Genomic DNA, 25,333 nt, shown 5'->3' on the forward strand with positions numbered 1-25,333 from the left:
GCCCCTCACGGACGCCGCCGCGCGCCTCTGCTAGCCTGAGCGCGCATGGCGACTGTGGCGGAACTGCGGGAGAAATTGCGGCGGCCCCTGAGCGCCGAACTGGCCGGCGGTTGCCAGAACCGCGTGGTGGCGGGCGGCGTGGAGCGGCTGCTGGCCTCGCCGCTGGGCAACCCCTTCCCGAAGGTGCGCGAGGCCCTGCGCGGGTACGCGGAACTGGACGGCCCGGAGCGGGAGGCGGCCCTGCGGGGAGCGCTGGCGCTGCTGGCCGACCCGGACGCCCCGAAGGCCGCCCCGAAACGCGCCGCAACCCGCACGGCCCCCCCGACCGCCGCGCCCGGCGAGCGCCTGCCGCTGGACGCCGAGATCGCCCGGCTGGACACCGGCCCCGGCGGGGCGCGCAAACTGCAATCCCTGGGCCTGCACACCGTCCGGGACGTGCTGCACGCCTACCCGCACCGCCACGAGGACCGCCGCGCCCTGCCGGACCTGTCCGAGGTCGAGGACGGGCAGAAGGTCACGGTGGAGGGGCGCGTGGTCGCCAAGTCGCGCCGCAGCCCGAAACCCGGCATGCAGATTCTGGACGTGACGCTGGAAACCCCGTCGGGCGGGCGGGTGAAGGCCACGTGGTTCAACCAGCCGTGGGTGGAAAAGCAGCTGCGGGAGGGCGCGCGGCTGGTCCTGACGGGCCGCGTGAAACGCTTCGGGCGCAGCGTGCAACTGGGAGTCGAGCACCTGGAAACGGTGGACGGCGCGCAGGACTCCCTCTCGACCGGGCGGATCGTGGGTGTGTACGACAGCAAGGACGGCGTCTCGCAGGAATTCCTGCGCCGCGCCGCGCACCGCGCGCTGCTGGCCGCGCCGCTGGACGACTACCTGCCCGCCCACTGGCGGCAGAAGTACGCCCTGACCGACCTGGGGGACGCCCTGTGGGGCATGCACTACCCGGCCGACGAGGCGCAACTGGCCCGCGCGAACCACCGCCTGCGCTTCGACGAGTACCTGTTCCTGGAACTGCGGATGCTGCTTCAGGGCGAGGACGCCGTGCTGGAGGGCAAACGCTTCGGCGCGAAGAGCGAGGACATCCACACCTTCGAGGGTGCCCTGCCCTTCCGCTTCACGAACGCGCAGCGGCGCGTGCTGCTGGAGATCACGGACGACATGCGCAGCGACCGCCAGATGGCCCGCCTCGTGCAGGGAGACGTGGGGAGCGGGAAGACCGCCGTGGCCGCCTGCGCCCTGTACCTCGCGGTGCGCGACGGTTACCAGGGCGCGCTGATGGCCCCCACCGAGATCCTGGCGCGGCAGCACTACGCGAACCTCGTCGGGTACCTGGGCAAACTGGACGTGCGGGTGGGCCTCCTGATCGGCGCGATGACCCCGAAGGCGAAACTGGAGATGCAGACCCGCATCGCCGAGGGCGACGTGGACGTCGTGGCCGGCACGCAGGCCCTCATTCAGGAGAACGTGCGCTTCGACAACCTCGGGCTGGCCGTCGTGGACGAGGAACACCGCTTCGGCGTGCAGCAGCGCCGCCGGCTCCTCGCGGGCCGCCCCGATGTGCTCGTCATGAGCGCCACGCCCATCCCCCGCTCGCTGGCGCTGACCGCGTACGGCGACCTGGAGCTCTCGATCATCGACGAACTGCCGCCCGGCCGCACGCCCATCGAGACGAAACTCGTGCAGGACACCGCCCGGCAGCAGGCCTACGGCTTCGTCATGCGCCAGATCCGCGAGGGACGGCAGGCGTTCGTCGTCACGGCCCTCATCGAGGAGAACGACACCCTGGAACTCCTGGCCGCCACGCAACTCGCCGACGACCTGAAGACCATCCTCCCCGAGGCGCGCACCGAGGTCCTGCACGGCAAGATGAGCGCCGCCGAGAAGGACCATGTCATGGACCGCTTCCGCGCGCACGACTTCGACCTGCTCGTGTCCACCACCGTCATCGAGGTCGGCGTGGATGTCCCCAACGCCACCGTCATGGTCATCGAGAACGCCGAACGCTTCGGCCTCGCCCAGCTGCACCAGCTGCGCGGCCGCGTCGGGCGTGGCAGCGCCCAGAGCTACTGCGTCCTGATCGCCGGGGAACACAGCAAGAAGACCCGCCAGCGCCTCAAGATCATCGAAGGCAGCACCGACGGCTTCGTGATCGCGGAAGCCGACCTGAAACTCCGCGGCCCCGGCGAGATCCGCGGCACCCGCCAGAGCGGCATCCCCGACCTGCGCCTCGCGGACCTCGCCAACGACACGCAGATCATCGAACAGGCCCGCGAACTCGCCAAACACATCCTCGCGCACGACCCGAAACTGGAACACCCCCGCCTGCAATACCTGCGCAGCGAACTCCAGAACCGCAGCCAGAGCGTCGCCTACCGCGAAGTGATCTGATCAATGGTGCGCATTCATCACTTCCGGGCAGACCAGCGATGACCACGCCGTGTTGACCCCTCCCCCTTGAGGGGGGAGGCCGGGAGGGGGTGAGCAGGAATAGCGTCACAGAAGACGTTTTCCGTGCCTGTCCCCTCTGGCCGTTGAGCCGTGTCCGCACCATTGCTGATGCGGGCTTGAACTGCCCCCGTCTATGGCGTGACGGTGAAGGGGATGCTGTGCAGGGTGGGGTTGGGGGTGGCGGCCTCGGTGGAGTAGCGGATCTCGTACTCGCCGGGCTGGTCGGGCAGGGTGAGGGCGCCGGGGTTGCCGTCCCTGGTGTAGAAGTAGTCGAGGTACGCGCCGACGGGGGCGCCCCTGGGAACGATGGTGACGTAGTCGCCGGGGTTGTTGGGGCCGGTCCAGTTCACCTGGATGGTGGTGCCGGCCTTGCCCTGGCGGGGGGCGCTGAGGCTGTACGCGGCGGCGGTCAGGCGGATGGGGGTGCTGGCGAGGGTGGGGTTGGGGCTGGTGGCCTCGGTGGAGTAGCGGATCTCGTACTCGCCGGGGGCGGGGGGCGTGGTGAGCGGGCCGGGGTTGGCGTCTTTCGTGTAGAAGTACGCGAGGTACGCGCCGACAGGGGCGCCCCTGGGGACGATGGTCACGTAGTCGCCGGGGTTGTTCGGGCCGGTCCAGTTCACCTGGATGCGGCTGCCGGCGGTGGCGGTGGTGGGGGCGGTGACGGCGTAGGCGCTGGCGGTCAGGGTGATGGGCGTGCGGGCCAGGACGCGGCCGGAGGTTTCGTTGTTCAGCCGGACCTCGTACGCGCCGGGGGTGGGGGGGGTGGTCAGGGTGCCGGGGTTGGTGCCGGTGGTGTAGAAGTAGCGGGTGTACGCGCCGGGGTCGGCGCTGGCGGGAACGATGGTGACGTAGTCGCCGGGGTTGTTCGGGCCGGTCCAGCCCACCCGGATGGCGCTGCCGGCCGCGGCCGTGGCGGGCGCGGTGACGCTGGCGGCGGCGCGTTGCGGCGTGAAGGGGGCGCTGCGGCCGATGACGCGGGTGCTGCCGTCGGGGTTCGCCTGGTGGTAGCGGGCCTCGTGGGGGGCGGTGTCGTCGGGGACGGTCAGGGTGACGGTGCCGCTCGCGCCGGTCACGTACTCCCAGTCGAGGTAGGTGGGGTCGGGGTCGCCGGGGCGGGCGAGGGTGATCCAGGGGCGGCCGGTGGCGGCGGGCGCGCCGCTGAAGCTGATCGTGGCGCGGCCCCCGGCGGTGGGGGCGGCGGGCGTGACGGTCAGGGTGACGCGGCCGGTGGGGGTCAGGTCGAACGTGAAGCGGTTGGGGCTGCCGGCGCTGACGGTCAGGCCCGCGAAGATGCGGGTTTCGGTGGCCGCCTTGACGGTGGCAGTGTACGCGCCGGGCGGGACGCTGGCCGCGTACGCGCCGCCGGCGGGGCTGAGGCTGGTGGCGCGGCCGCCGGTGCCGGTCAGGGTGACGGTGGGGCCGCTGGTGACGGGGTTGCCGCCGCTGGTGAGGGTGACGGTGACGGGCAGGGTCTGCGTGGCGGGCGGCGCGACCTGCGCGGTGGCCTGCCCGAGCGCGGCGGCGAGTTCGGGGGCGCTGCGGGTGTTCACGAAGGTGCCGACGCCCGCGAAGGCCTGCGCGGCGCGGTCGTTCAGGTCGATGCCGATCACGCGCAGGTCCACCTCGATGCCGCGTTCCCGGAAGGCTTTCAGGGCGTCCTGAAGGTTCCCGCCGCAGGATTCCAGGCCGTCCGTGACGAGCACCACGAGTTTCCGGCCGGGCGTGGTGGGGAAGTCACGGGCGGCCTGCGTGAGCGCGTACACGATGGGCGTCGCGCCGCGTGGGCGGGTGGTCCGGACGGTGTTCAGCAGAGCGGCGCGATCCACGCCGGTCATGGGGATGGTCAGGGCGCTGTCCTGGCAGGCGCCGGCGTCCCCGGCGTTCGTGCGGGCGCCGTACAGCCGCAGGCCCACGTTCAGGTCCGGGCGGTCGGGCAGGGCGGCGATCAGATCGCTCAGGACGTCCTGCGCGGCGGCGATGCGGGTCTGCCCGCCGGGCAGGCGCGTGAACATGCTGCCCGAGGCGTCCAGGATCAGCTGGACGCTGGTGGGGCCGGTCTGGGCGTGGGCGCCGCCGGCGAGGGCCAGCGTCCCCAGGAGCAGCAGGGCGGCCGCGCCGCGACGCAGGGCGGCAGTGCGGGAACGGGACCGGCGGGTGGGGGCGGGTCTGGGCATGGGACTCCTTGTCAGGACCGGTGCGGGGCAGCGTCACCGGGCCGGGTTGAGGGCGGTCCAGGGGGGGTCTTCAGTGTACCGGTTCGGGCGCGGCGGGAACAACGCGGGCGTGAGGAGCATGACGGGAACGCCGCCGCCCCGGACGGGAGCGGCGGCGGACGGGCGAGGCGTCATGCGGATGGGCCTGAACGGACAGAGTCCGGGTCAGCCGACGTCGGTGATGATGGGGGAACGGAAGCGGTCGTCGGGGATGTACACCCAGCGGCGGCGGCTGATCAGCGCGACGGTGAAGCCGATCAGGGCGACCAGTCCCATGCGGCCCATGAAGTCCCAGTACTGGCCCTCGAAGGCGCCGAACATGGCGTGCCGCAGGGCGTTGATGAGTTCCGTGACGGGAATCAGGTTGTGGATGGCCTGGAAGGCGGGGCTGGAGAGTTCCACGGGGTAGCTGCCGCCGCTCGCGGCGAGTTGCACGATCAGCAGGATCAGCGCCAGGACGCGCCCGGCCGGGCCGAACAGCAGGTTCAGGGCGAGAATCACGATCATGAAGGTGACGCTGCCGGCGAGGCTGGTCAGCAGGACCTGGGTGGGGTTCATGAACTGCACGCCCATCAGGTGAACGCCGAGGACGACGATGCCGGCCTGTCCGGCGACGATCAGGAGCGGCACGCTGAGTTTGCGCAGGACGCGGGCGACCTGTCCGGTGTGGCGGCCACTGTCGGGAATCAGCAGGAACGGGAAGATGAAGGTGGTCAGGGTGGCGCCGACCCACAGGGCCAGGGCGATGAAGTACGGGGCGAAGGCGTTGCCGTTGTTGGGGACGTTCGCGAAGTCCTCGGTGCGGACCTTGACGCTGCGGGCCAGTCCGTCGGGGTCGCCGCCGAGCTGTTCGGTGTCGGTGGGGATGCGGTCGCGCAGCGTGACGAGGCCGTCCCGGAGCTGGCGGGCGCCGCCCTGCAGGTCAGTGGTGCCGGACCGCAGGGTCCCGGCGCCCGTGGCGAGCTTGCGGGCGCCGTCGGCGAGCTGTTCGCTGCTGGTGGCGAGGGTGCGCCCGCCGCTGCTCAGGGCGCTCAGGTCCTGCGCGGCCGGGAGGTTGGCGGTGATCTGCCCGAGGGCGTCCTTGATCTTCAGGTTCCCGTCTACCAGCGTGTTCACGCCGGTCTGGAGGCTCTGGGCGCCGGCGGCGAGTTGCGTGGCGCCGGTCGCGGCCTGACGGGCGTTCGCCGCGAGCGTGCCGGCCCCCCCGGCGAGTTTCTGGGCGCCGCTGCGGAGTTGCGTGGTGGCGGTCGCGAGTTGCGCGGCGCCGGCGGCGGCCTTCTGCGCGCCGGTCTGGGCGCTGGCGGCCCCGGCGGCGAGGCGGGTCGCGCCGGTCTGGAGCTGTGCGGCGCCGCCGCTCAGGTCGTTCAGGCCGCTGCTCAGGCCGGGCAGCTGGCGGGCGAGGGCCTGGGCGCCCTGGCTGGTGGCGGCCGAGGCGGCTTTCGAGTCCTTCAGGCCGTCCGCGAGGCTGGTCGCGCCGGTCTGGAGGGCGCGGGCGCCCTGCACGGCGGGGGTGTCGTTCAGCGCGGCGGCCAGGCTGGTCGCGCCGCTTTGCAGGGACTGCGCGCCGGTCTGGAGGGTGCCGAGGCCGGTGTCGAGCCTGCCCAGTCCGGCGGCGAGTTGCGTGGCGCCGTCCGAGGCCTGTTTCGCGCCCGTCCCGGCCTTCGCGAGGCCGCCGCTCAGGCGTTCGGCGCCGCTGGCGAGGGTGGCGGCGCCGCCGTTCAGGTCGCCCAACCCGCTGCTCAGGGCGGGCAGTTGCCCGGCGAGCTGGCGGGTGCCGGTATCGACCTGGGCGGCGCCGCTGCCGAGTTTCTTCGCGGCGGCGGCCAGCTGCTCGCTTCCGCCCGCGAGCTGGCCGAGGCCGCCGGCCAGGGTGCCCGTGCCGCTGGCGAGCTTGGCGGCGCCGCTGCGCAGCGGGGCGAGTTGTTTCTCGCCGGGGGCGGCCGCCTCGAGTTGTTTCAGGCTGCTGCTCAGGCGGCCGACCCCGCCGGTCAGGCGGTCCACGCCGCCGCTGAGGTCGCCCGCGCCGGTGGCGAGGCGGCCGGCGCCGTCGGCCAGGGTGCCCGCGCCGCTGGCGAGGGTGGCGGCCCCGCCGGCGAGCTTCCCGCTGCCGTCCAGCAGGGTCTGCGCGCCGTCCGCGAGTTTCACGGTGGCGCCGTGCAGGTCACGGAAGCCCTGCTGGACGTCGGCGAGGCTGTTCTGCACGACTTCCCAGCGGTTCTCGCCGAGGGTGGCGTTCAGGTCCTCGGCGATGGCGCTGGCGACGCGGTCGGAGACGGTACTGGCGTAGTAGTTCAGGCCAGGGGCGCGGTAGAGCTGGAGCAGGCCGTGTTCGCTGCTGCTGCCGCTCACGGCGCGGCGGCTGAAGTCGGCAGGGATGGTCAGGGCGAAGTACACGTCGCCGCGCCGGACGGCGGCCTCGGCCTGCGCCTGGGTGGGGTAGCGGCGGAACTGCACGGGGGGGTCCTTGTCCAGTTCGGTCAGGAGGTCGCGGCCCACGTTGACGGTTTCGCCGCGTGAGACGGTGCCCCGGTCGAGGTTGACGATGGCGGCGGGCAGGTCGGGCAGGTTCCCGGCCGGGTCCCAGACGCTCATGAGGTACACGCCGACGTAGATGAGCGGCACGAACAGGAAGGCGGCGGCGGCGGCCCACATGATCGGGTAGCGCCACAGGCTGCGTTCGGCCGGGGTCAGGGCCTGGTAATCGGCGTTCAGGCGGCCGGAGCGGGGGGCGGCTGGCGGGGTGGGGGCGTCTGGAGGCAGTGTGTTCATGTGGACCTCTGGAGCGGGAATGCGGCGCGTCAGGTTCTGACACGTTGTCAGTCCACGGAGTATCCACCCCAGATGACACTCTGTCAATGGACGATCTGTCAGGTGACATGTTGTCAGAAAGGTGTAGACTGGACCCATGCAGAGCCTCTCCTCCGCCCGCAGTCCCCGCCGCCTTCCCTCGGCCGACCGCCGGCAGCAGATTCTCAGCGGCAGCGAGGCCCTGTTCACCACCCGCGGCTTCGAGGCCGTCACCATGGGCGACGTCGCCCGCGTGATCGGCGTGTCCCGCCCCACCATCTACAGCTACTTCACGTCCACCACCGACATCCTCGCGGAACTGCTCACGGCGCGGCTGCACGACCTCGAAACGCGCCTCGCCCCGCTGCTCGCCGAGATCCACAGCGGCGAACGCACCCGCCCCTTCTCCGCCCTGCTGAACGAGCTCGTGCAGGAACAGTCGCTGCTGACCCTCCTCCAGAGCGGCAGCGGCCCCGCCTTTACCCGCCGCCGTCAGCAGGTCCTGGCCGACCTCGAACAGCGCCTGCACATCCACCTGCCCAGCGAGGGCGCCCGCACGCCCTACCTGCTCACCTGCATCACCATCCTGCTGCACGGCGCCGCCGCGCACGCCGTGAACGCCGGCCTTGGACCCGCCGCCACCGCGCAGCTCGGGCAGACGCTCGACACCCTGCTGAATACCGGCGTCCAGGCCTTCGCCACCCAGATCGCCACCACCATCCGCGACGACTGATCAATGGTGCGGACACTGTACAAGGGCCAGAGGGGGCAGGCATGGAACACGCCTTCTGCAACGCCGTTCCTGCCCACCCCCTCCCGGCCTCCCACCTCAAAGGGGAGGGGCAAACGCGGCGTGTTCATCGCTGGTCTGACCTGAAGGGATGAGCCTGTCCGCACCATTGCTGATCCGGGCTCCGGCCGCGCTGCTCACGCGACCTTCATCAGGGCGTCTTCATGCAGCTGTGACAAAGCTGTGAAGCGCGCCCGCTACACTGACCCTATCAGCGCACACAATCAGGAATGCGGGCCGGGTGAAGTCCGCAGCGCCAGGAGGCTGAACCGCACAGAAGGTTCAGCCTCCCTTTCCGTTCACCGGCCTTCGCCGCTCACCGGGCCGGCGGGGCGCGGCGGGATTGTCCTTAGCCGCCGCCGCGCCGCGCCTTCTATGCTGGGCGGCATGACGTCAGACCGCACGCCCACACCCGCACCCCACTCCCTGCACGACCAGCACGTCCTCGTGACCGGCGCGACCGGCGGCATCGGCCTGATCACCGCGCGGGAACTCGCGGCTCGCGGCGCGCACGTCACCATCGTCGGCCGCGACCCGGAACGCACGCGCCGCGCCGCGCAGCAGACCGGCGCGCGCGACCACATCCTGGCGGACCTGTCGGAACTCGCGCAGACCCGCCGCGCCGCGCAGGAGTACGCCGACCGTCACGGCCGCCTGGACGTCCTGGTGAACAACGCCGGCGCCTTCAACGCCCGCCGCGCCGAGACGCGCGAGGGCATCGAGCAGACCTGGGCGCTCAATCACCTCTCCCCCTTCCTGCTGACCCGTGAGCTGCTGCCGCTGCTGCGGGCCAGCGCCGCACCGCGTGTCGTCACGGTCGCTTCGGCCGCGCACGCCATGGGCCGCGTGCGGTTCGACGATCCGGAATTCCGGCGCGGGTACGGCGGGTGGGCCGCCTACGCGCAGAGCAAGCTGGCCAACATCCTGTTCGCGCGGGAACTCGCGCGGCGCGAACCCGGCATCCGCAGCAACAGCCTGCACCCCGGCATGGTCGCCACGGGTTTCGCGCACAACAACGGCGGGTGGGTCAGCCGGGCGTACCGCGTCGTGGACCGCTTCGCCATCACGGCCGAGCAGGGCGCGCAGACCAGCATTCACCTCGCCAGCACCGACTCGGCCGTGTCGGGCGCGTACTTCAGCGAGTCCCGCGCCGTGACCCCCGCCCCGCAGGCGCAGGACGACGGCGCCGCGTTCCGCCTGTGGATCCTCAGCGAGGGTTACCTGGATTGAACGGGTGCGATTGAACGGGCGCGGGTGGCCTGCGCTCAGGCTTCGCGGATGTGGCCGTTCTTGACGAAGTCCTGCACCATCACCTCGAGGTCGTGCAGGGCGACGTCCGAGCGCAGGGCGTACTCGGCGGGCGACAGGTTCTCGCCCAGCGCGCGCAGGAAGGCCAGTCCGGCCGGGCCGTGCTGCGCGCGGAAGGTCTGGTGCAGGCCCGTGATGGCGTTCAGGGCGTCGCGGCCGCGCAGGGTCATGGTGTACTGGTGGTGCGCCCAGCCGGCCAGACTGCGCGGCAGGATCAGCGTCTGCGGGCGCAGCGGGGCCGGGAACGCGCCCTCGTACGGGAGGCTGGCGGGCAGGGTGGCGATGATCTCGCCGCGCAGGTAGCAGACCGCGCCGGTCGGGCTGGCGTGCAGGCCCGTGAAGTCCTCCGTGAGGTTGAACTTCCAGGCGCGCGAACCGACGCCGCTCAGGACGTGGGCCAGGGTCGCCGGGAGCGGGTGGGCGCTGAGCGAGGCGCCCTGCTCGTACAGGCTCAGCAGTTCCCCGAGCGCCTGCTCGCCGGTGGCGGTCGCGGCGGCGGCCGTGACGGCGCGGCCCTCGAACAGCAGCGCGAAGGCGCTCTGCTCACCCAGCGTGGCGTGCAGGTACCCGAACCACGCCTGCTCGTGCAGGTACTTCAGGAACGCGTGCAGGTCGCAGAAGGCGTGCTGGAGTCCGGTGTGCGCGGGCGGCGCTTCCGGCAGGAACCGCGCCAGGAACGGCGCGGCGCCGGGGAACATGGGCCGCAGTTCCGGGACGCCCGGCGCGGCGGGATGCGGGCCGGGCCGTTCGGGGGCCGGGCCGGGCGGGGTGCCGGTCGGTTCGGTCATGGGAGCCTCGGGGGTGGGGTCGGGCGCGGGGTCGGCGGGACGTCCGTCGGGCCGGGCGGCGCGGCGCTTCTGTTTCACGCGGCCCTCCGGGCGCCCCGCAGGGTCACAGGCCGTCCACGCGCGACAGCACCTGCGCGGCGTCGGGGGCGCTGGCCACGTCCGGGGCGGTGCCGTCCGCGTCGTCGGGCAGCAGGACCAGTCCGTGGCGGAAGCGGGCGGCGGTCTGCACGTACCGCGCCGCGTTGCCGCCGCCCGGCGCGGGCCGCACGACCCGCGCGGGAATGCCGACGGCCAGCATGCCGTCCGGGACGTGCACGCCCTCCGGCAGGACCGCGCCGGCCCCCAGGACCGCGCCGGCCCCCAGGCTGGAGCCGCTGAGCATGACGGCGCCCATGCCGACCAGACTGCCGGGACCGCAGATGGCGCCGTGCACGATGGCGCGGTGCCCGACCGTGACGTGATCGGTCAGGATGCAGGGCCAGCCGGCGTCGGTGTGCAGGACCGCGCCGTCCTGGACGTTGCAGGACGGGCCGACCGTGATGGCCTCGAGGTCGCCGCGCAGCACGGCGCCGAACCAGACGCTGGCGTGCGCGGCGACCGTGACCTGACCGATGATGTCGGCGCTGGGCGCGGTGAACGCGGTGGGGTGAATGTGGGGGACGTGCCCGTCCAGGGCGTAGCGCGGCATGCAGTCTTCCTCCGGGAAGCCGCGTGTGCGGGGGCCGCTCCGGCGCAGGGGCCCGGAGGCTTCGGCTGTGGCACACACGCGGCGTTGAACTGGGTGTCAGCCTAGCATGACCCTGCCGTCAGCGCGCCGCTGGCGGGGGCGCGGGCCGCGCGGGCGGGGGCGCAGATTTGCACACCGCCGCGCGGAAGTCATGCGATAATGCAGCGGTCTCAAAATTCGCGTCATCTGTTGGGTCTGACCCAGAGGGTGGGATACCAGGCAGCGGATTCTTGAGATGCAAGGAGAGTTATGGCTCAAGGTCGAGTGAAGTGGTTCAACGTTGAAAAAGGCTACGGATTCATCGAGCACCCCGGCAACCCCGACGTGTTCGTGCACTACAGCGCCATCCAGAGCGGCGGCTTCCGCAAGCTCAACGAGGGCGACGAGGTGGAGTTCGAGGTGGAAGCCGGTCAGGGCAGCAAGGGCCCGCAGGCCAAGAACGTGGTCGTCACCAACGCCGCGCCCGCCCCGATGGGCGGCGGCATGGGCGGCAACCGCGGCGGCAGCCGCTGGTAATGTCCCGCCCAGGGCTCCCGCGCGGAGCCTGAGCGGACACCCCACCCACCCTTTCTTTCAGCATTGACCCCAGCAGCGGACGCGTCGTCGTCCGCTGTCTGCATGAAGGGGCGCTGCCGGCAGGACCGGGCCGGCGCAGGTGCGTCCGCGCGCCGGCCGCGCAGCCCGTAGCATGGCGGGCATGAGTGACCCCGTCTCCCTGTCCAAGGACCGCCCGGCTGCCGCCCCGGACTCCGGCACGCCTCTCGGCCGGCACGCCGCCGCGCCCGCGACAGGCATCCACTCAGGGCACGCGGCGGACGGCACACAGGCCGCGCCGGTCGTGACGACCTACCCGGTGTCGTTCACGGGGTCGGCAGGCGAGTACTTCCGGCTGTGGATCGTGAACGCGGCGCTGACGGTCGTGACGCTGGGGCTGTACCTGCCGTGGGCGCGGGTGCGCAACCGGCAGTACTTCTACGGGCACACCTGGGTGGACGGCCACAACTTCGAGTACCGGGCCGATCCGCGCCGCCTGCTGCGCTCGTACCTGCTGGTGGGCGCGCTGTTCCTGGCCTACGTGCTGACCAGCGAGAGCGAGAGCCTGGGCTGGGTGTCGGTCCTGATCGCCCTGCTGTTCCTGGGGTTGTACCCGTGGCTGGTGGCGCAGTCCATGCGCTTCCAGGCGGTGAACACCGTGCACCGGGGCCTGCGCTTTCACTTCGACGGCCGCGTGCGGGACGCCTACGTGGCGTACGGCGCCGCGAACGTGGCGGCGGCCGTATCCGGGGGGCTGGCGCTGCCGTGGGCGTGGTTCATGCAGCGCCGTTACCAGCTGGACCACCTGCGGTACGGGTCGGCACGCGGTCTGTTCCGGGGGGACGTGGCGCCCATGTACCTGATCGCGCTGACGGCCCTGGGGGTGATGGCCGGGGCGGGGCTGCTGCTGGGCGTACCGGCAGTCGTGGCAGTGGTGGCCTGGATGGCCGCCCAGGGCTTCGAGCTGGACAGCCTGAACTGGATGGGTGCGGGCCTCTTCGGCGTGTTCTTCGTCGCGGCGGCGTACGTGATCCTGCTGGTGTTGCAGGGCGTGGTGTGGCAGTACGTGCGGGCGGCGACCATGCGGTACGTGCTGAACAGCGCCGAACTGGGCGGCGTGGTCCGCACGGGCGCGACCTTCAACCCGTGGCGGGTGGTGTGGATCAGCGTGTCGAACGGCGTGGCGCAGCTGCTCACGCTGGGGCTGGCGACCCCCTGGGCGGACATCCGCCGCAGCCGCTACCTGCTGCAGGGCGTGACCGTGCGGGCCATCGCGCCCCTGGACGAGTTCGCGGGCAGCGCGGGCGGGCCGGAGTCGGCGCTGGGCGAGGCGGCCACCGAACTGCTGGACATCGGGCTGGGGTTCTGAGGATGCCGGGCGGCGACTCGTGGCCCGAGGTGCCGGGCGTGTTCTTCGACGGTCGCAGCAGCCGCGACCACCCGGCCACGCTGCACCTGGAACCGGACGGCGTGCGGCTACGGCTGGCGGGCCGCGCCGACCACCACTGGCGCGCGGCCGACGTGACCGTGGACCCGGCGCTGCCCGGCGTGCGCCGCGCCCTGTCGTTCCCGGACGGCAGCCGGTTCGAGACGGCCGAGCACGCCACCGTCCGCGCCTGGGAGACCCGGCACGGCCGCAACCGCCTGCTGGGCGGCGTGGCCCGCCTGGAGGCCAGCTGGGGCGCGGCGCTCGGCGCGGTCGCCGTGACCGGGGCGCTGCTGTGGGGGTTCGTGACCTTCGGCCTGCCGGCCCTGGCGCGTCAGGCGGCGGCCGTGACCCCGCAGGGCGTGCTGGCCTCGTTCGACCGGGAGGCGATGCGGGTGCTGGAAGGTCAGGACCTGATCGGCCCGAGCGGACTGAGCGCGGCGCGGCAGGCGCAGTTGCAGGCGGCGTTCCGGGATGTGAGCGGCTGGGCGGGCGGTGGGTACGGGTACCGGCTGCTGCTGCGCGACGGCGAGCCGGCGGGAGGCGTCGGGATGGGCGCGAATGCGTTCGCGTTGCCGAACGGCACGGTCGTCATGACCGATCAGCTCGTCGCGCTGGCCCGCAGTGACCGGGAACTGATCGGGGTGCTGGCGCACGAGGCGGGGCACGTCACGCAGCGGCACGGGCTGGCCAGCGTGTATCAGGCGCTGGGCCTGAGCCTGATCGTCACGGCCCTGACCGGGGACGTGGTCAGCGCGTCCACCTTCGCGGCGGCGGTGCCGGTGGCACTCGTGCAGGGCGGGTACTCGCGGGCCGCCGAGACGCAGTCCGACGCGGTGGCCGCCCGCTACCTGCTGGAACGCTACGGCACCACGCGGCCCCTCCAGACCATCCTGGCGCGGCTGGAATCGGCGGAGGGAGGTGCGGACGGCCTGCCGGACCTGCTGAGCACGCACCCCGGCACGGCCGCCCGCATCGAGCACCTGCGGCAGCTGGAGGACGCCGCCCGCTGACCCGGCCCCGGCGTGTGGCCCGCTGCCGGTCAGTCGGAGGGGCACAGATGCGCGGGCCGTCATGCACTACGCTCTGGGGCGTGAAGTTCACGGTTCTGTCCACCAGTCTCGACCCGGAAAGCCGCAGCGCGTGGTTGTGCACCCTGGCTGCCGCGCAGTTGCGGGCGCAGGGGCACGAGGTCACGTTCCTCGACCTGCGGACCGACCCGCTGCCGCCCTTCGACAACGTGCAGGGCGCCGGCGGCTGCTACGACCACCCGAACGCCGCGCGTTACCACGCGGCCGTGGCGGGCGCGGACGGCGTGTTCCTGGGCGTACCCGTGTACAACTGGGGCCTGGGGTCCGGCGCGAAAGCGCTGGTGGAACTGACCGGCAGCAGCGACGAGGCGCGCGGCCTGCACGGCGCGTGGTTCGACCGGCCCGTCACGTTCCTGGTGTCCGGCGGGCTGGACCACGGCTACCTGAGTCATGGGGCGTTCGCGTTCGGGCTGATGGTGGATTTCCGCTGCGTGGTGAACCCGCACTTCGTGTACGCCACGTCCGCCCACTGGGACGCGCCGGGCGTGCCGGGCGAGTGGCTGCGCGCGCGGCTGGCCCGCACCGTGGACCGGGGCGTGGACCTGTCGGAGCGGCTCTCGGGGCGCGACTACGCCAGCGCGTGGGAACTGTGACCGCGCCCGCCCGCACCGCGCCGCTCCTGCCGCCCACGGAACGCCCGCGCGTGATCCTGGAACACCCGGACTTCTACGTGGTGCACAAGCCGGCGCTGTGGCTCACGCACCCGGTCCGGGCGCGGGTAGAGGTGCCGGACCTGCTGACGTTCATGCAACGCACGACCGGCGAGGCGGACCTCGCGCCGCCGCACCGCCTGGACCGAGAGACGAGCGGCGCGCAGGTCCTGACCCGCGACCGCGAGGCCGCGCAGCGATTCTTCACGCTGTTCAAGACGCACTTGGTCGGCAAGACGTACCTGGCGGTCGTACACGGCACCCCCGACTGGGAGCGGCGCACGCTGGACGCCCCGCTCGGCGACCTGGGACTGGGCGGCGCGAACCGCATCAGCATCCGGCAGGGGGTCGTGCCGGACGGCAAGCCCGCCGTGACCGACTTCCGGGTGGTGGCCCGCCGCGCCGGGCACGCCCTGATCGAGGCGTACCCCCGCAGCGGGCGGCTGCACCAGATCCGCGCGCACCTGTCGCACCTGGGCCTGCCGATGGTGGGCGACAAGATCTACGGCCGCGACCCCGACGTGTTCCTGACGTTCATGGAGACCGGGCAGACGCCGGAACTCACGGCGCGGCTGGGACTGGCGCGTCAGGCGCTGCACGCGGCGCGCGTGGCGTTCCCGTGGGCCGCCACGCAGGTCGTGGCTGAGGTGCCGCTCGCCCCGGACCTCCAGGCGTACTGGGACGCCCTGCCAGACACGCCCTGATCCGCAAGAGTGGCGCGCCCGGTCCGGCAGCGCCGCCCGTTTGCGTGCGGGTGCCGGCCGGGCGGCCCGTATACTCGCCGCATCATGATTGCCTCTCCTCCTGCTGCCCCGCGCGTGAGCCCGTGGGTGCTGTCCGCGTTCTGGTTCGGCACGGCGTTCCACTGGCTGCTGCTGCTGCTGGTCCTGATGCCCGCCAACGTCCTCGAGTTCGTCGGCCCGGACCGCAAGGGCACGTACGTGGGCGCCCTGACAGCCATCGGCGCGGTCATGGCGCTCGTCATTCCGCCGCTGGTGGGCGCGCACAGCGACCGCACCGGGCGGCGCGTGCCGTACCTGCGGCTGGGCGTGGGCGTGAACATCGCGGGACTGGCCGTCATGGGGGGCGCCGTGACCCTGCTGAGCGGCATGACGGGCTTCTGGGTGTACGTACTGGGGTTCCTGCTCGTGCAGTTCGGCAACAACTACGCCACCGCGCCGTACTCGGCCCTGATTCCGCAACTCGTTCCGACCGAGCAGCGCGGCCGGTACAGCGGCGTGATGGGCATGCTCCAGGCGGCCGGACAGCTGCTCGGCGCGGTCAGCGCCTTCGTGGTCGGGACGCTGGGGTTGCCGTCCATGGTGTCGTTCGTGCTGATCGCCGCGTTCCTGCTCGTGCCGGCCCTCGTGACGATGCGCGGCGTGCCGGACGACGCCCGCCCCGCCCCGTCCGGCACGCAACCCGCGCCGTGGCAGTCGCTGTTCGCGTACAGGCCGTTCCTGTGGGTGTTCGTCACGCGCGTCCTGTTCGCGCTGGGTCAGTACTCGGTGCAGCCCTTCCTGCAGTTCTACAACGCCGACGTGCTGGGCCAGAAGGACCCGGCCACCTCGAACTCGATCATGCTGGCGTGCATCATCGTGGCGAGCATCGTCTCGGCCCTGATCGGCGGGCGGATCAGTGACCGGGTGGGCCGCAAACCCGTCATCTACGTCGCCGGGACGACCATGGCCGTCGCCGCGCTGCTGCTGCTGATCGTGCCGGGCTTCGGGGCGGCGCTGCTGCTGGCCGTGGTGTTCGGGCTGGGCTTCGGGGCGTTCACCAGCGTGGACTGGGCGCTGGGCAGCGACGCCATGCCCAGCGACACCAGCTTCGCGCGGGACATGGGCATCTGGCACGTGGCGTTCGTGGCGCCGCAGTTCATCGGCGGGCCGCAGGGCGCGCTGCTCGACTGGGGGAACGCGCAGGGCGACAACCTGGGGTACACGCTGGTGTTCGGCGTGGCCGCCGCGTTCTTCATCCTGGGCGTGCTGCTCGTCCGGAACGTACCGGACCACCAGTCGACCCGGCCCGTCACGACCTGAGACAAACGGCCGCCTGTCACGTCGAAGACCCGCACCCCGCCTCTGTGACCGCATCCGCCGGCATCGAATCAATTGAAGTCTATGAACCTGCGCGCGGCCCGGACCTCCCACGTCCGGGCCGCGCTTCCATCCCGTGGATTCCGTCGGTTTCGTTGACAACGGGGCAGCGGCTCTCCGGAGCTGGGGGGGATCTCCAAGAACCCTGCAAGCGGAGTCCGGAGCGTGTCCTCACGCGGCGTGCAGCGTTCCTTCAGGGTGGGTTGCGGCAGGGTTCACACGGTGGGCGACCTCCCAGTCCGCCGGGCCGGGCACATGACAGGGTGCGGGCATGACCAACCACACTGCCGCCGACCACGCCGCCCCCACCCGCCAGGAGGCCGTGAAGACTCTCGCGGCGATGATCAAGGAAGTGCATTTCGCCATGCTGACCGTGCAGACCGCCGACGGGCACCTGCACGCGCACCCGATGACCACGCAGCAGGTCGAGTTCGACGGCGACATCTGGTTCATCGGCGGCAAGGACACCGAGCAGGTCCGGGACATGGCGGCCCGCCCGCAGGTGAACGTCAGTTACTCCAACCCCGACAAGGGCGTGTACGTCAGCGTGAACGGCACCGCGCAACTCGTCGAGGACCGCGCGAAACTCGACGAACTCTGGAGCGACTTCTACCAGACGTACTTCCCGCAGGGTAAGGAAGACCCGAACATCCAGCTGATCCAGATTCACGCGAACGGCGCCGAGTACTGGGAAGGCAACGGCAAGATCCGCAGCCTGCTGGAATTCGCGAAGGGACTGGTCGGCGGGAAGCCCGACATGGGCGAGAACGAAACCGTTCGTCTCTGACCGGCTGCGTCCTGACAGCAGCAGTTCAGAGATAAGCGCGGAACGGACTCCGGAAGAGTGGGCAGATACCCACCTTCCAGAGTCCGCTCCATTGTTCGGTCGCGCCGCCTACTTCAGTTCTTTGATGACGGCGTTGTTCAGGTTCGTGGCGCCCTCGTTGGCGTACACGATCAGGCTGGTCTGCGCGGCGACCCGTTCATCCAGAACGACGGTGTAGCCGTTGGCGCGGGCAACCTTGGCGACCGCGGCGTTCATCTTGGTGCCCAGCGGCTTGAAGGCCGTGTCGATGCGTTTGGCGTAATCGGTGCGGGCCGCCGCGTACGCCTGCTGCGCCTTGGTCAGGGCGGCGCGGTCGGCGGCGGTGCTGGCCTTGGCAGCGAGCGCCTGGATGTTCTTCTGCTTCGCGGCGAGGTCGCTGTTGGCCTTGGCGTTCAGGTCCAGGTAGGCCTGCGCGCCGGGCATGGCCTTCACGACTGTCTGGACGTTCAGGATGCCGACGCGGTTCTTGCTCTGCTGGGCGTGCGGGACGGTGGTCAGCAGGGCGAGCGGGAGGAGGAGCATGAATCGGTTCAAGGGAAGTTCTCCTGACCCGGCAGGAAGCCGGTGGGGACGGGGCTGGCCCCGCAGCGAGTACCGCGCGGGGCCAGCTTCAGGTCGGGAATGGCCGCGCGGACGCGGGGGGAACCGGGCGGTTACTTGACGGCTTTGGAGACGGCGTCGGTCAGTTCGCTGGTGGGGTCGGCGTAGATGACCAGTCCGCTCTTGGCGGCCACGTCGCGGTCCATGACGATGGAGAAGCCGTTGCTCTTGGCGACGGTGTTGATGGCGGTGTCCACGGCCTTCTCGACCACGGCGATCTTGGGGGCCAGCTGCTTGTCGTAGGCGTCGGCCTTGCTGCGGATGGTGGTCACCAGCTGCTCGCGGGTCTGCTTCTCGGCGGCCGAGGCGTTCGCGCCCTTGGCGTCGATGGCCTTGACCTGCTTGTCGAGGGCCGTGAGTTCATCGTCGGCCTTCTTCTGGATGGCCTGGATTTCCTTGTCGCCGGGGTGAGCGGACAGAAGTTTGGAGACGTCCACGAACCCGACCTTCTGGGGCGTGGTCTGCGCGTGGGGCGCGACGGTACCGAGGCCGTAGGCGGCCGCGAGGGCCAGGGGGGCCAGGATCTTGGCGTTGATCTTCATGACGAGCACCGTAGCACGCGCCTTTCTGAGCCGAATGAAGGTCCGCTGACCCGCCTCACACCTCCTGTCCATACCCCTTTCGTGGGTCTGCGCGCAGGCGGGCGGGACGTGTGATACGGGTCCCGTTTGTTTCGCCGGCAATCCGGAACTTCACCGGATTGCCGGCTCCACGTCCGGAACCCGTTTCTCTCCTGCTCGCATCCGCTCGGATTGAATGGTCTTTGCAGCCCATTCAATCGGAGTCTGTTGGACGGGCCGGCCCGCCTGTACACTGCAGGTATGCTCGTTCGCGACTGGATGACCCGTAATCCGACCACCGTGACCCCCGACACGCCCGTCATGGACGCCCTGAAACTGCTGAAAGAAGGCGGGTTCCGTCGCCTGCCGGTCATGGACGGCGACCGCTTGGTGGGCATCACGACCCGCAAGGACCTGAAAGACGCCATGCCCAGCAAGGCCACGACCCTGAGCGTCTGGGAACTGAATTACCTGCTGAGCAAACTGACGGTCGAGGAGATGATGGCCCGCCCGGTCATCACGGCCGCCGAGGGCGAGTACATGGAAGACGCGGCGCTGCGCATGCAGGAGCATCACGTGGGGGGCCTGCCGGTCCTGAACGACGCGGGCCGCCTGAGTGGGATCATCACGACCATGGACGTCCTGCGGGCCTTCACGGGCATCCTGGGCATGCGCGAAGGCGGGCAGCGCCTGACGCTGGACATGCCGGACGTGCCGGGCAGCCTGGAACGCGCGACCGGGGCGATCCTGCCGAGCAACATCATCAGTGTCGCCACGTTCGGCGGCGAGAACGGCCGGCGCCGCTTCGTGATGCGCGTCAGCGGCGAGGGCCTCAAGGACGTACGCGAGCGCGTGCGGGCCACCGGCATCGACGTGCTGGACTGAGCCAGAAGCATATCAGGGGGAGGCCCGGTGTTCATCGCACCGGGCCTCCCCTTTCTGGTCTGCTGCCGCTTACAGCAGGCTGATGGCGTACTCGCCCATCCGGCGGGGGATGTTCACGCCGGTGGTCGCCACGGAGTTCTTGAATTCCATGGTGTGGTTGATCTCGATGATCTTCAGGCCGCCCCACTCGTTCTGGGCGGCGGGGTCCTCGACGAGGTCGATGGCGACGATCTGCCCGTGGACGGCGGCGGCGGCCCGCACGGCGAGGTCGGCGATTTCGGGCGTGACGGGGCAGTTGCTGGCCTTGGCGCCGCGCGCGGTGTTCGTGATCCAGTGTTCGCTGGTGCGGTAGATCGCGCCGATGCACTCGCCGCCCACCACGAACGCGCGGATGTCACGGCCGGGCTTGTCGATGAGTTCCTGCATGTAGAAGATGCCGTGCTGCGGGCCGCCCAGGACTTCCTTGTGCTCGATGACGGCCTCGGCGGCGGCGCGGTCGTTCAGGCGGCTGACCATGCGGCCCCACGAGCCGACGGTGGGTTTCAGGACGACCGGGTAGCCCATCGATTCGATGAGGTTCAGGGCCGCGTCGCCGTCGAAGGCCACGCCGGTGCGGGGGGTGGGCAGCCCATGGGCGTGCAGGGCGGCGTTCGTGGCGAGTTTGTCGCCGCACAGTTCGATGACGTGCGCGGGGTTGATGACCTTCACGCCGAAGCCTTCGAGCGCGCGGGTGACGCCGTGGCCGCGGCTCTGGCTGACGCAGCGTTCGATGGCGACCTTCCAGGGGACGGCGGCGCGGCCCTGCTCGTCGAAGGTGACGGTCAGTTGCGGCGTGTACACCTTGTCGTAGGGCACGCCGAGGTCGTCGAGGGCCTCGAAGAGCATCTTCTCGTCGGGGCGGATGCGGTCGTACAGGACGGCGAGGTCGGCCATGCTGGGTGCCTGGGGTGTGGTCCGGCAAGGGAGCGCGGTCAGGTGTTCCGGTGGAACGGCCTGACCGCGTGCCCTGGCGGGATCACTCGCCCCAGTCCTCCGCTTCCTGGGGGGCGGCTTCGAGGCGGGGGGGGTCGATGGACACGACTTCGTATTCCACGCCGGTCTCGTCGTCGGTGACGAGTTCGCCGAGTTCGGGGTTAGTCAGTTCGATGATCGCACCGGTATCAGGGTTTTCAAATTGAATGATAGCCATATTCACTCCTTACGTTTGGTAGGTTAACGTACCCAAATTCTGGCGTTCGCAATTGTCTAGGCAGAATGCGCGCCTAGTCCAGGCCGCCCTCGTCCACCAGTTCCAGCGCCACCAGCCCCCGGCAGTGCGGGCAGGACACCACACTGACCTCCGCGCCGTCCAGCACCTGCACCGGCGCGGCCGCCAGCATGTCCTCGGTCACCTCGAATTCCTCACCGCAGTTCGGGCAGGTCGTCATCTCGCCCAGCAACTCCAGATCGAAATCCTCACCCTCGCCGTTGCGGGTCACCTCCATCTCCGAATGGCAGGAGTCGCACACGATCACGTCCCCCACCATCAGTTCCGCACGGTCCTCGTCCGTCAGTTCCAGCACTTCCGCACACACGGGGCATTCGATCTCCAGGGTCGCCATGCCCCCAGTGTAGGGCCCCCGGTTCAGGCGGGCTCGCCGGGAAAGCGCCCGTGCTTCTTGAAGAACGCCAGGATGCTCCCCTCGGCCAGCGCCTCACGCAGGAACTCCGGCGGGGGCGGCAACTGCACCGTCCCGCCCGCGTGCGTCAGGACCCCGGTCTGAACGTCCAGCGACACCTCCGCGCCGTCCTCCAGCAGCCCAGTCAGGTCGAACTCGAAGGCCGGGATGCCCAGGTTCAGCAGGTTGCGGTAGTGGATGCGCGCAAAACTTGGTGCGACGATCCCGCCCACCTGCAACTTCTTCAGCGCCTGCGGGGCGTACTCGCGGCTGCTGCCCAGGCCCCAGTTGCGCCCCCCAATCAGCACGTCACCGGGCCGCACGCTGGCTGCGAACTCCGGGCGGATGTAATGGAACGCGAACGTCTGGAACACGTCCTCGCCCGCCATGAACGGCGCGAACTTGCCCGGCAGGATGTCGTCGGTGTTCACGCTGTCGCCAAATTTCCAGATACGGGCCATCAGGCCACCTCCCCCTGTCCAGGAACGTCCTCGGGCAGCGCGACGCGGCCCATGACGGCGGTCGCGGCGGCCACGGCGGGCGACGCGAGGTAGATCCGGGCGTCCTTGTCCCCCATCCGCCCGATGAAGTTGCGGTTGCTGGTGCTGACGCAGACCTCGCCGGGCGCGAGGACGCCCTGGTGGCGACCCATGCACGGCCCGCAGCCGGGCGTGCCCAGGACCGCCCCGGCGCGTTGCAGGGTCAGGAGGGTGCCGTCGGCCATGGCGTCCTCCATGACCTGACTGCTGGCCGGGATGACCAGCAGGCGCGTGCCGGGGGCGACACGACGGCCGCGCAGGACGTTGGCGGCAGCGTGCAGGTCCTCGATGCGGCCGTTCGTGCAGGTGCCGATGAACACCTGATCCACGTGCACGTCGCGGAGGTCCTCGCGCAGCTGGGCAACGTCGAACACGTTGTCCACCTCGCTGGGGGCGCTCATGCGGGGATTCAGGGTGCCCAGGTCGATCTCGATGCTCTGCACGTACGTGGCGCCCTCGTCCGGGTAGACCCACTCGGGGATGTCGTAGCCGTACGCGGTGAGGATCTCGCCGCCGGGCACGACCAGTCCGGCCTTGGCACCCGCCTCAACGCAGAGGTTGGCGAGGGTCATGCGTTCGCCGCGCGTGAAGCGGTCCCCGGCGTGCATCTCGATGCTCTGGTAGGTGGCGCCGTCCGCGCCGAGGCGACGGATCATTTCCAGCGCGACGTCCTTGGCGGTCACGCCGGGCCGCAGGTCGCCCGCGAAAGTGACTTTCACGCTGTCGGGCACCTTCAGCCAGGTCTTGCCGCTCGCGGCGGCCAGGGCGATGTCGGTGGCGCCCATGCCGCTGCCGAACGCCGCGACTGCGCCGTAGGTGGTGGAGTGGCTGTCGCTGCCCAGCACGATCCAGCCGGGGCGGGCCAGCCCTTCCTCCATCAGGACCTGATGGCAGATGCCGCGGCCCACGTCGAAGAGGCGCACGCCGGTCTGCGCGGCGTACTCACGCGCTTCCTTCTGCGCCTGCGCCACGCTGACGGTACTGGCGGGGGCGACGTGATCGATCACGATACTGACCCGTTCGGGGTATTTAGGCGTGGCGCCGAGGTCCTGCTGCATCCGCTGGATGAAGCTCTGGGCGATGGAGTCCACGACCATGACCTGATCGACCTCGACGACCGCGAGGTCCCCGGCGTACACGGTGTGCGTACCGCGCCGGGAGAGGATCTTTTCCGCCATGGTCTGCGGGCGGGGGGTGGGGTTCGTCATGCGCCCCATCATGCCGCATCCCGGACGGACAGGCGTGAGATTGACTGGATTTCAGGCCGAATTGTTTACAAACGCCAGGGGCGGGTAGAGGGGGTGCGGTTCAAAAATGAACCCCAGTCAAGTCAACCGCTCCCCAGTGTGTCACTGTGCGGGACGTACCCACAACCCAGCTGCCACCCGCGGCAGACCCGTCCGTTCCAGCGTGAACGGACCCCGGCAGTCCTGTTCCGACACCCGGCGCAGGCCCCCGCCTCCGCCCGTGGCCCAGGAGCCGTCATGTCCCATGCCCCACACCGTACCGCCCCCCGCCCCGTCGTCCTGGCCGCCCTGAGCGCCGCGCTGCTGCTCGGCTCGTGCGGCGCACCCACCGGACCCGCCGCCACCACCGTTCCGGTCACGGCGGCCGTCCCCACCCCGCCCGAGGCGACCGCCGCGCCCACCCGCACCGACCTGCGCGACACCGCCCCGCCCGCCCCGCTGAACGCGCAGGCGCTGGACAAGAGCACGCCGCTGATCCTGGTACACGGCCTGGGAGGCTTCGGGCGGGACGAGGCGCTGGGCCTGCGCTACTGGGGCGGCCTGAACGACGTGCAGCAGGACCTGCGCGGCCAGGGGTACGCGGTCTACACGGCCAGCATGGGGCCGGTCAGCAGCAACTGGGACCGCGCCGCCGAACTGTACGCGCAGATCAAGGGCGGCTGCGTGGACTACGGCGCGGCGCACGCCGCCACGCACGGACACGCCCGCACCGACCCGGCCAAGTGCTATCCCGGCTTCTACCCGCAGTGGGACGCGCAGCACCCGGTGAACCTGCTGGGGCACTCCATGGGCGGGCAGACCGCACGGCTGCTCGTGAAACTGCTGGACGACGGGGACACCGCCAACCGCGCCAGCGGCGGCCTGTTCACCGGAGGCCGCGCCGGGTGGGTGCGCAGCGTCATGACGGTCAGCACCCCCAACAACGGCAGCCCCGCCGCCGACACGTTGCAGGACGCCGTGCCGCTGTTCAAGAACCTGATCCTGGCGTTCGCGGGCAGCGTCGGGGCGCTGGACCCGCAGAACTTCGTGTACGACTTCGACCTGGGCCAGTGGGGCCTGAGCCGCGCGCCGGGCGAGCGGTTCAGCACGTACCAGGACCGGGTGATGAACTCGCGGATCTTCACCACACGCGATCAGGCGGCGTACGACCTGAGCCCGGACGGCGCGGCCGCCCTGAACGCCGCCGCGGGCCGCAGCCGCACCACGCGGTACTTCTCGTGGGAAACGAACGCCACCACCAGCGGCCTGATCAGCGGCTGGCAGTACCCGACCCCCACCATGAACGCCGTGCTGCAACCCATCGCGTACCCGTACGCGTGGCCGCTGAAGCCGGGACTGGGGAACATCACGGGCCGCAGCCCCGGCGGGGCCGTCACGTACAGCAGCGCGTGGTGGGCGAACGACGGGATCGTCCCGAACACGTCCATGAACGCCCCGAGCGGCCAGGGCAGCGCCGCGTACACCGGGCAGGCCACCACGCCCGGGGGCTGGTACCGCCTGGGCCGCGTCAGCGGGTACGACCACATCGACATCACGGGAAATCTGTCGTTCCGGGACGTGAAGACCTTCTACCGCAACCAGGCGGCGTTCCTGGCCAGCGTGAAGTGACCGCCTGCCAGCGGGCCTGACTCCCCTGCCCTATCCTGGGCGGCATGGTGAAACTCGACGAGACTCCGCTGCCCGGCGTGGGCATGCGCTACGACTTCGACAGCCGCTCCGGCAAACGCGTGGGCGTCATCACGCACCGCGACGGGCGGCGCGAGATCTTCGTCGCCCGCCGCGACGACCCGGACGCCTGCGCCGAGAGCATCGTCCTGGCCGACGACGAGGCCGAGGCCGTCGCGGACCTGCTGGGCGGCAGCTCCGTCACGCGCCGCCTGGAAACCTCCATGCAGGACATCCAGGGACTCGCCATGGACTGGCTGCCGCTGCCCGACACCAGCCCCTTCGTGGGACAGCTGCTGGGCAGCACCATGATGCGCACCCGCACCGGCACGTCCATCGTGGCGGTCATGCGCGGCCAGCAGGCCGTCCCCGCACCCGGACCGGAACTGACCTTCGAGCGGGGCGACGTGGTGGTCGTGGTGGGCACCGCGCCCGGCATCCGGCAGGCGGCCGCGCTGCTGCGCGGCACCCCGTGACCCCTCCCCCACCCGC

At 71.0% G+C, this 25,333-nt stretch carries 24 protein-coding genes; 13 read left to right on the forward strand and 11 right to left on the reverse strand.

Going from position 1 to position 25,333, the window contains the following annotated elements:
• Positions 1 to 45 precede the first annotated feature (45 nt).
• The gene (gene recG, locus CBQ26_RS06480) at positions 46 to 2,388 is read left to right on the forward strand and encodes an ATP-dependent DNA helicase RecG (RefSeq protein WP_088247695.1); all 2,343 of its coding nucleotides are present in this window, start codon (positions 46 to 48) and stop codon (positions 2,386 to 2,388) included.
• Between the two features lie 191 nt (positions 2,389 to 2,579).
• On the opposite strand, the gene CBQ26_RS06485 is transcribed toward recG, so the two are convergent.
• The gene (locus CBQ26_RS06485) at positions 2,580 to 4,622 is read right to left on the reverse strand and encodes a vWA domain-containing protein (protein WP_088247697.1); all 2,043 of its coding nucleotides are present in this window, start codon (positions 4,620 to 4,622) and stop codon (positions 2,580 to 2,582) included.
• Between the two features lie 204 nt (positions 4,623 to 4,826).
• On the reverse strand, positions 4,827 to 7,430 hold the full coding sequence (locus CBQ26_RS06490) for a YhgE/Pip domain-containing protein (RefSeq protein WP_088247698.1): 2,604 nt from the start codon (positions 7,428 to 7,430) through the stop codon (positions 4,827 to 4,829).
• Between the two features lie 136 nt (positions 7,431 to 7,566).
• On the opposite strand from CBQ26_RS06490, the gene CBQ26_RS06495 reads away from it, so the two are divergent.
• Together CBQ26_RS06495 and CBQ26_RS06500 are read left to right on the forward strand one after the other, a co-directional pair.
• A complete protein-coding gene (locus CBQ26_RS06495) occupies positions 7,567 to 8,181 on the forward strand; it encodes a TetR/AcrR family transcriptional regulator (protein ID WP_088247701.1) in 615 nt (204 codons plus the stop codon).
• A 444-nt stretch (positions 8,182 to 8,625) separates the two neighbouring features.
• On the forward strand, positions 8,626 to 9,468 hold the full coding sequence (locus tag CBQ26_RS06500; protein ID WP_229844027.1) for an SDR family oxidoreductase: 843 nt from the start codon (positions 8,626 to 8,628) through the stop codon (positions 9,466 to 9,468).
• A gap of 35 nt (positions 9,469 to 9,503) precedes the next feature.
• On the opposite strand, the gene CBQ26_RS06505 is transcribed toward CBQ26_RS06500, so the two are convergent.
• Entirely contained in the window at positions 9,504 to 10,412 is a 909-nt protein-coding gene (locus tag CBQ26_RS06505; RefSeq protein ID WP_308430592.1) for a hypothetical protein, read from the reverse strand.
• Positions 10,413 to 10,437: 25 nt separating this feature from the next.
• Entirely contained in the window at positions 10,438 to 11,022 is a 585-nt protein-coding gene (locus tag CBQ26_RS06510) for a gamma carbonic anhydrase family protein (protein WP_143341984.1), read from the reverse strand.
• Positions 11,023 to 11,310: 288 nt separating this feature from the next.
• Here CBQ26_RS06510 and CBQ26_RS06515 point away from each other — a divergent pair, with 288 nt between their 5' ends.
• From CBQ26_RS06515 to CBQ26_RS06545, 7 genes are all read left to right on the forward strand, one after another.
• A complete protein-coding gene (locus CBQ26_RS06515; RefSeq protein WP_088247704.1) occupies positions 11,311 to 11,577 on the forward strand; it encodes a cold-shock protein in 267 nt (88 codons plus the stop codon).
• Positions 11,578 to 11,758: 181 nt separating this feature from the next.
• The gene (locus tag CBQ26_RS06520; RefSeq protein ID WP_088247706.1) at positions 11,759 to 12,964 is read left to right on the forward strand and encodes a YjgN family protein; all 1,206 of its coding nucleotides are present in this window, start codon (positions 11,759 to 11,761) and stop codon (positions 12,962 to 12,964) included.
• A gap of 2 nt (positions 12,965 to 12,966) precedes the next feature.
• Entirely contained in the window at positions 12,967 to 14,034 is a 1,068-nt protein-coding gene (locus CBQ26_RS06525) for a M48 family metallopeptidase (RefSeq protein ID WP_088247708.1), read from the forward strand.
• A gap of 80 nt (positions 14,035 to 14,114) precedes the next feature.
• On the forward strand, positions 14,115 to 14,705 hold the full coding sequence (locus CBQ26_RS06530) for an NADPH-dependent FMN reductase (protein ID WP_172417939.1): 591 nt from the start codon (positions 14,115 to 14,117) through the stop codon (positions 14,703 to 14,705).
• The gene (locus CBQ26_RS06535; RefSeq protein ID WP_244897992.1) at positions 14,702 to 15,466 is read left to right on the forward strand and encodes an RluA family pseudouridine synthase; all 765 of its coding nucleotides are present in this window, start codon (positions 14,702 to 14,704) and stop codon (positions 15,464 to 15,466) included. The genes CBQ26_RS06530 and CBQ26_RS06535 overlap by 4 nt, the downstream gene beginning before the upstream one ends.
• A gap of 84 nt (positions 15,467 to 15,550) precedes the next feature.
• On the forward strand, positions 15,551 to 16,804 hold the full coding sequence (locus tag CBQ26_RS06540) for an MFS transporter (protein ID WP_088247713.1): 1,254 nt from the start codon (positions 15,551 to 15,553) through the stop codon (positions 16,802 to 16,804).
• A 328-nt stretch (positions 16,805 to 17,132) separates the two neighbouring features.
• On the forward strand, positions 17,133 to 17,648 hold the full coding sequence (locus tag CBQ26_RS06545) for a pyridoxamine 5'-phosphate oxidase family protein (protein WP_088247715.1): 516 nt from the start codon (positions 17,133 to 17,135) through the stop codon (positions 17,646 to 17,648).
• Positions 17,649 to 17,756: 108 nt separating this feature from the next.
• Here CBQ26_RS06545 and CBQ26_RS06550 read toward each other — a convergent pair whose 3' ends face one another.
• Together CBQ26_RS06550 and CBQ26_RS06555 are read right to left on the reverse strand one after the other, a co-directional pair.
• Positions 17,757 to 18,221, reverse strand: a complete 465-nt coding sequence (locus CBQ26_RS06550; RefSeq protein WP_088247717.1) for an OmpH family outer membrane protein — start codon at positions 18,219 to 18,221, stop codon at positions 17,757 to 17,759.
• A gap of 119 nt (positions 18,222 to 18,340) precedes the next feature.
• Positions 18,341 to 18,829: an OmpH/Skp family outer membrane protein gene (locus CBQ26_RS06555; protein ID WP_088247718.1), complete on the reverse strand. Its 489-nt coding sequence runs from the start codon at positions 18,827 to 18,829 to the stop codon at positions 18,341 to 18,343.
• 279 nt (positions 18,830 to 19,108) lie between these two features.
• On the opposite strand from CBQ26_RS06555, the gene CBQ26_RS06560 reads away from it, so the two are divergent.
• A complete protein-coding gene (locus tag CBQ26_RS06560; RefSeq protein WP_088247720.1) occupies positions 19,109 to 19,732 on the forward strand; it encodes a CBS and ACT domain-containing protein in 624 nt (207 codons plus the stop codon).
• A 69-nt stretch (positions 19,733 to 19,801) separates the two neighbouring features.
• On the opposite strand, the gene lysX is transcribed toward CBQ26_RS06560, so the two are convergent.
• From lysX to CBQ26_RS06585, 5 genes are all read right to left on the reverse strand, one after another.
• Positions 19,802 to 20,665, reverse strand: coding sequence for a lysine biosynthesis protein LysX (gene lysX / locus CBQ26_RS06565; protein WP_088247722.1), 864 nt, complete (start codon positions 20,663 to 20,665; stop codon positions 19,802 to 19,804).
• 82 nt (positions 20,666 to 20,747) lie between these two features.
• Positions 20,748 to 20,921, reverse strand: a complete 174-nt coding sequence (lysW, locus tag CBQ26_RS06570) for a lysine biosynthesis protein LysW (RefSeq protein WP_088247724.1) — start codon at positions 20,919 to 20,921, stop codon at positions 20,748 to 20,750.
• A 73-nt stretch (positions 20,922 to 20,994) separates the two neighbouring features.
• Positions 20,995 to 21,333, reverse strand: a complete 339-nt coding sequence (locus CBQ26_RS06575) for a hypothetical protein (RefSeq protein ID WP_088247726.1) — start codon at positions 21,331 to 21,333, stop codon at positions 20,995 to 20,997.
• A 23-nt stretch (positions 21,334 to 21,356) separates the two neighbouring features.
• Positions 21,357 to 21,851, reverse strand: coding sequence for a LeuD/DmdB family oxidoreductase small subunit (locus tag CBQ26_RS06580; RefSeq protein ID WP_088247727.1), 495 nt, complete (start codon positions 21,849 to 21,851; stop codon positions 21,357 to 21,359).
• Positions 21,851 to 23,137: a 3-isopropylmalate dehydratase large subunit gene (locus tag CBQ26_RS06585; protein ID WP_172417940.1), complete on the reverse strand. Its 1,287-nt coding sequence runs from the start codon at positions 23,135 to 23,137 to the stop codon at positions 21,851 to 21,853. Before CBQ26_RS06585 ends, CBQ26_RS06580 begins: the two co-directional genes overlap by 1 nt.
• Before the next feature lie 276 nt (positions 23,138 to 23,413).
• Between CBQ26_RS06585 and CBQ26_RS06590 the strand changes: the two genes are divergently transcribed.
• Both CBQ26_RS06590 and CBQ26_RS06595 read left to right on the forward strand, forming a co-directional pair.
• Positions 23,414 to 24,784: an esterase/lipase family protein gene (locus CBQ26_RS06590; protein WP_088247730.1), complete on the forward strand. Its 1,371-nt coding sequence runs from the start codon at positions 23,414 to 23,416 to the stop codon at positions 24,782 to 24,784.
• 44 nt (positions 24,785 to 24,828) lie between these two features.
• Positions 24,829 to 25,317: a cation:proton antiporter regulatory subunit gene (locus CBQ26_RS06595; protein WP_088247732.1), complete on the forward strand. Its 489-nt coding sequence runs from the start codon at positions 24,829 to 24,831 to the stop codon at positions 25,315 to 25,317.
• The last annotated feature ends 16 nt before the right edge of the window (positions 25,318 to 25,333 follow it).

The organism is Deinococcus indicus, from assembly GCF_002198095.1.
In the GTDB taxonomy this organism is placed as follows: domain Bacteria; phylum Deinococcota; class Deinococci; order Deinococcales; family Deinococcaceae; genus Deinococcus; species Deinococcus caeni.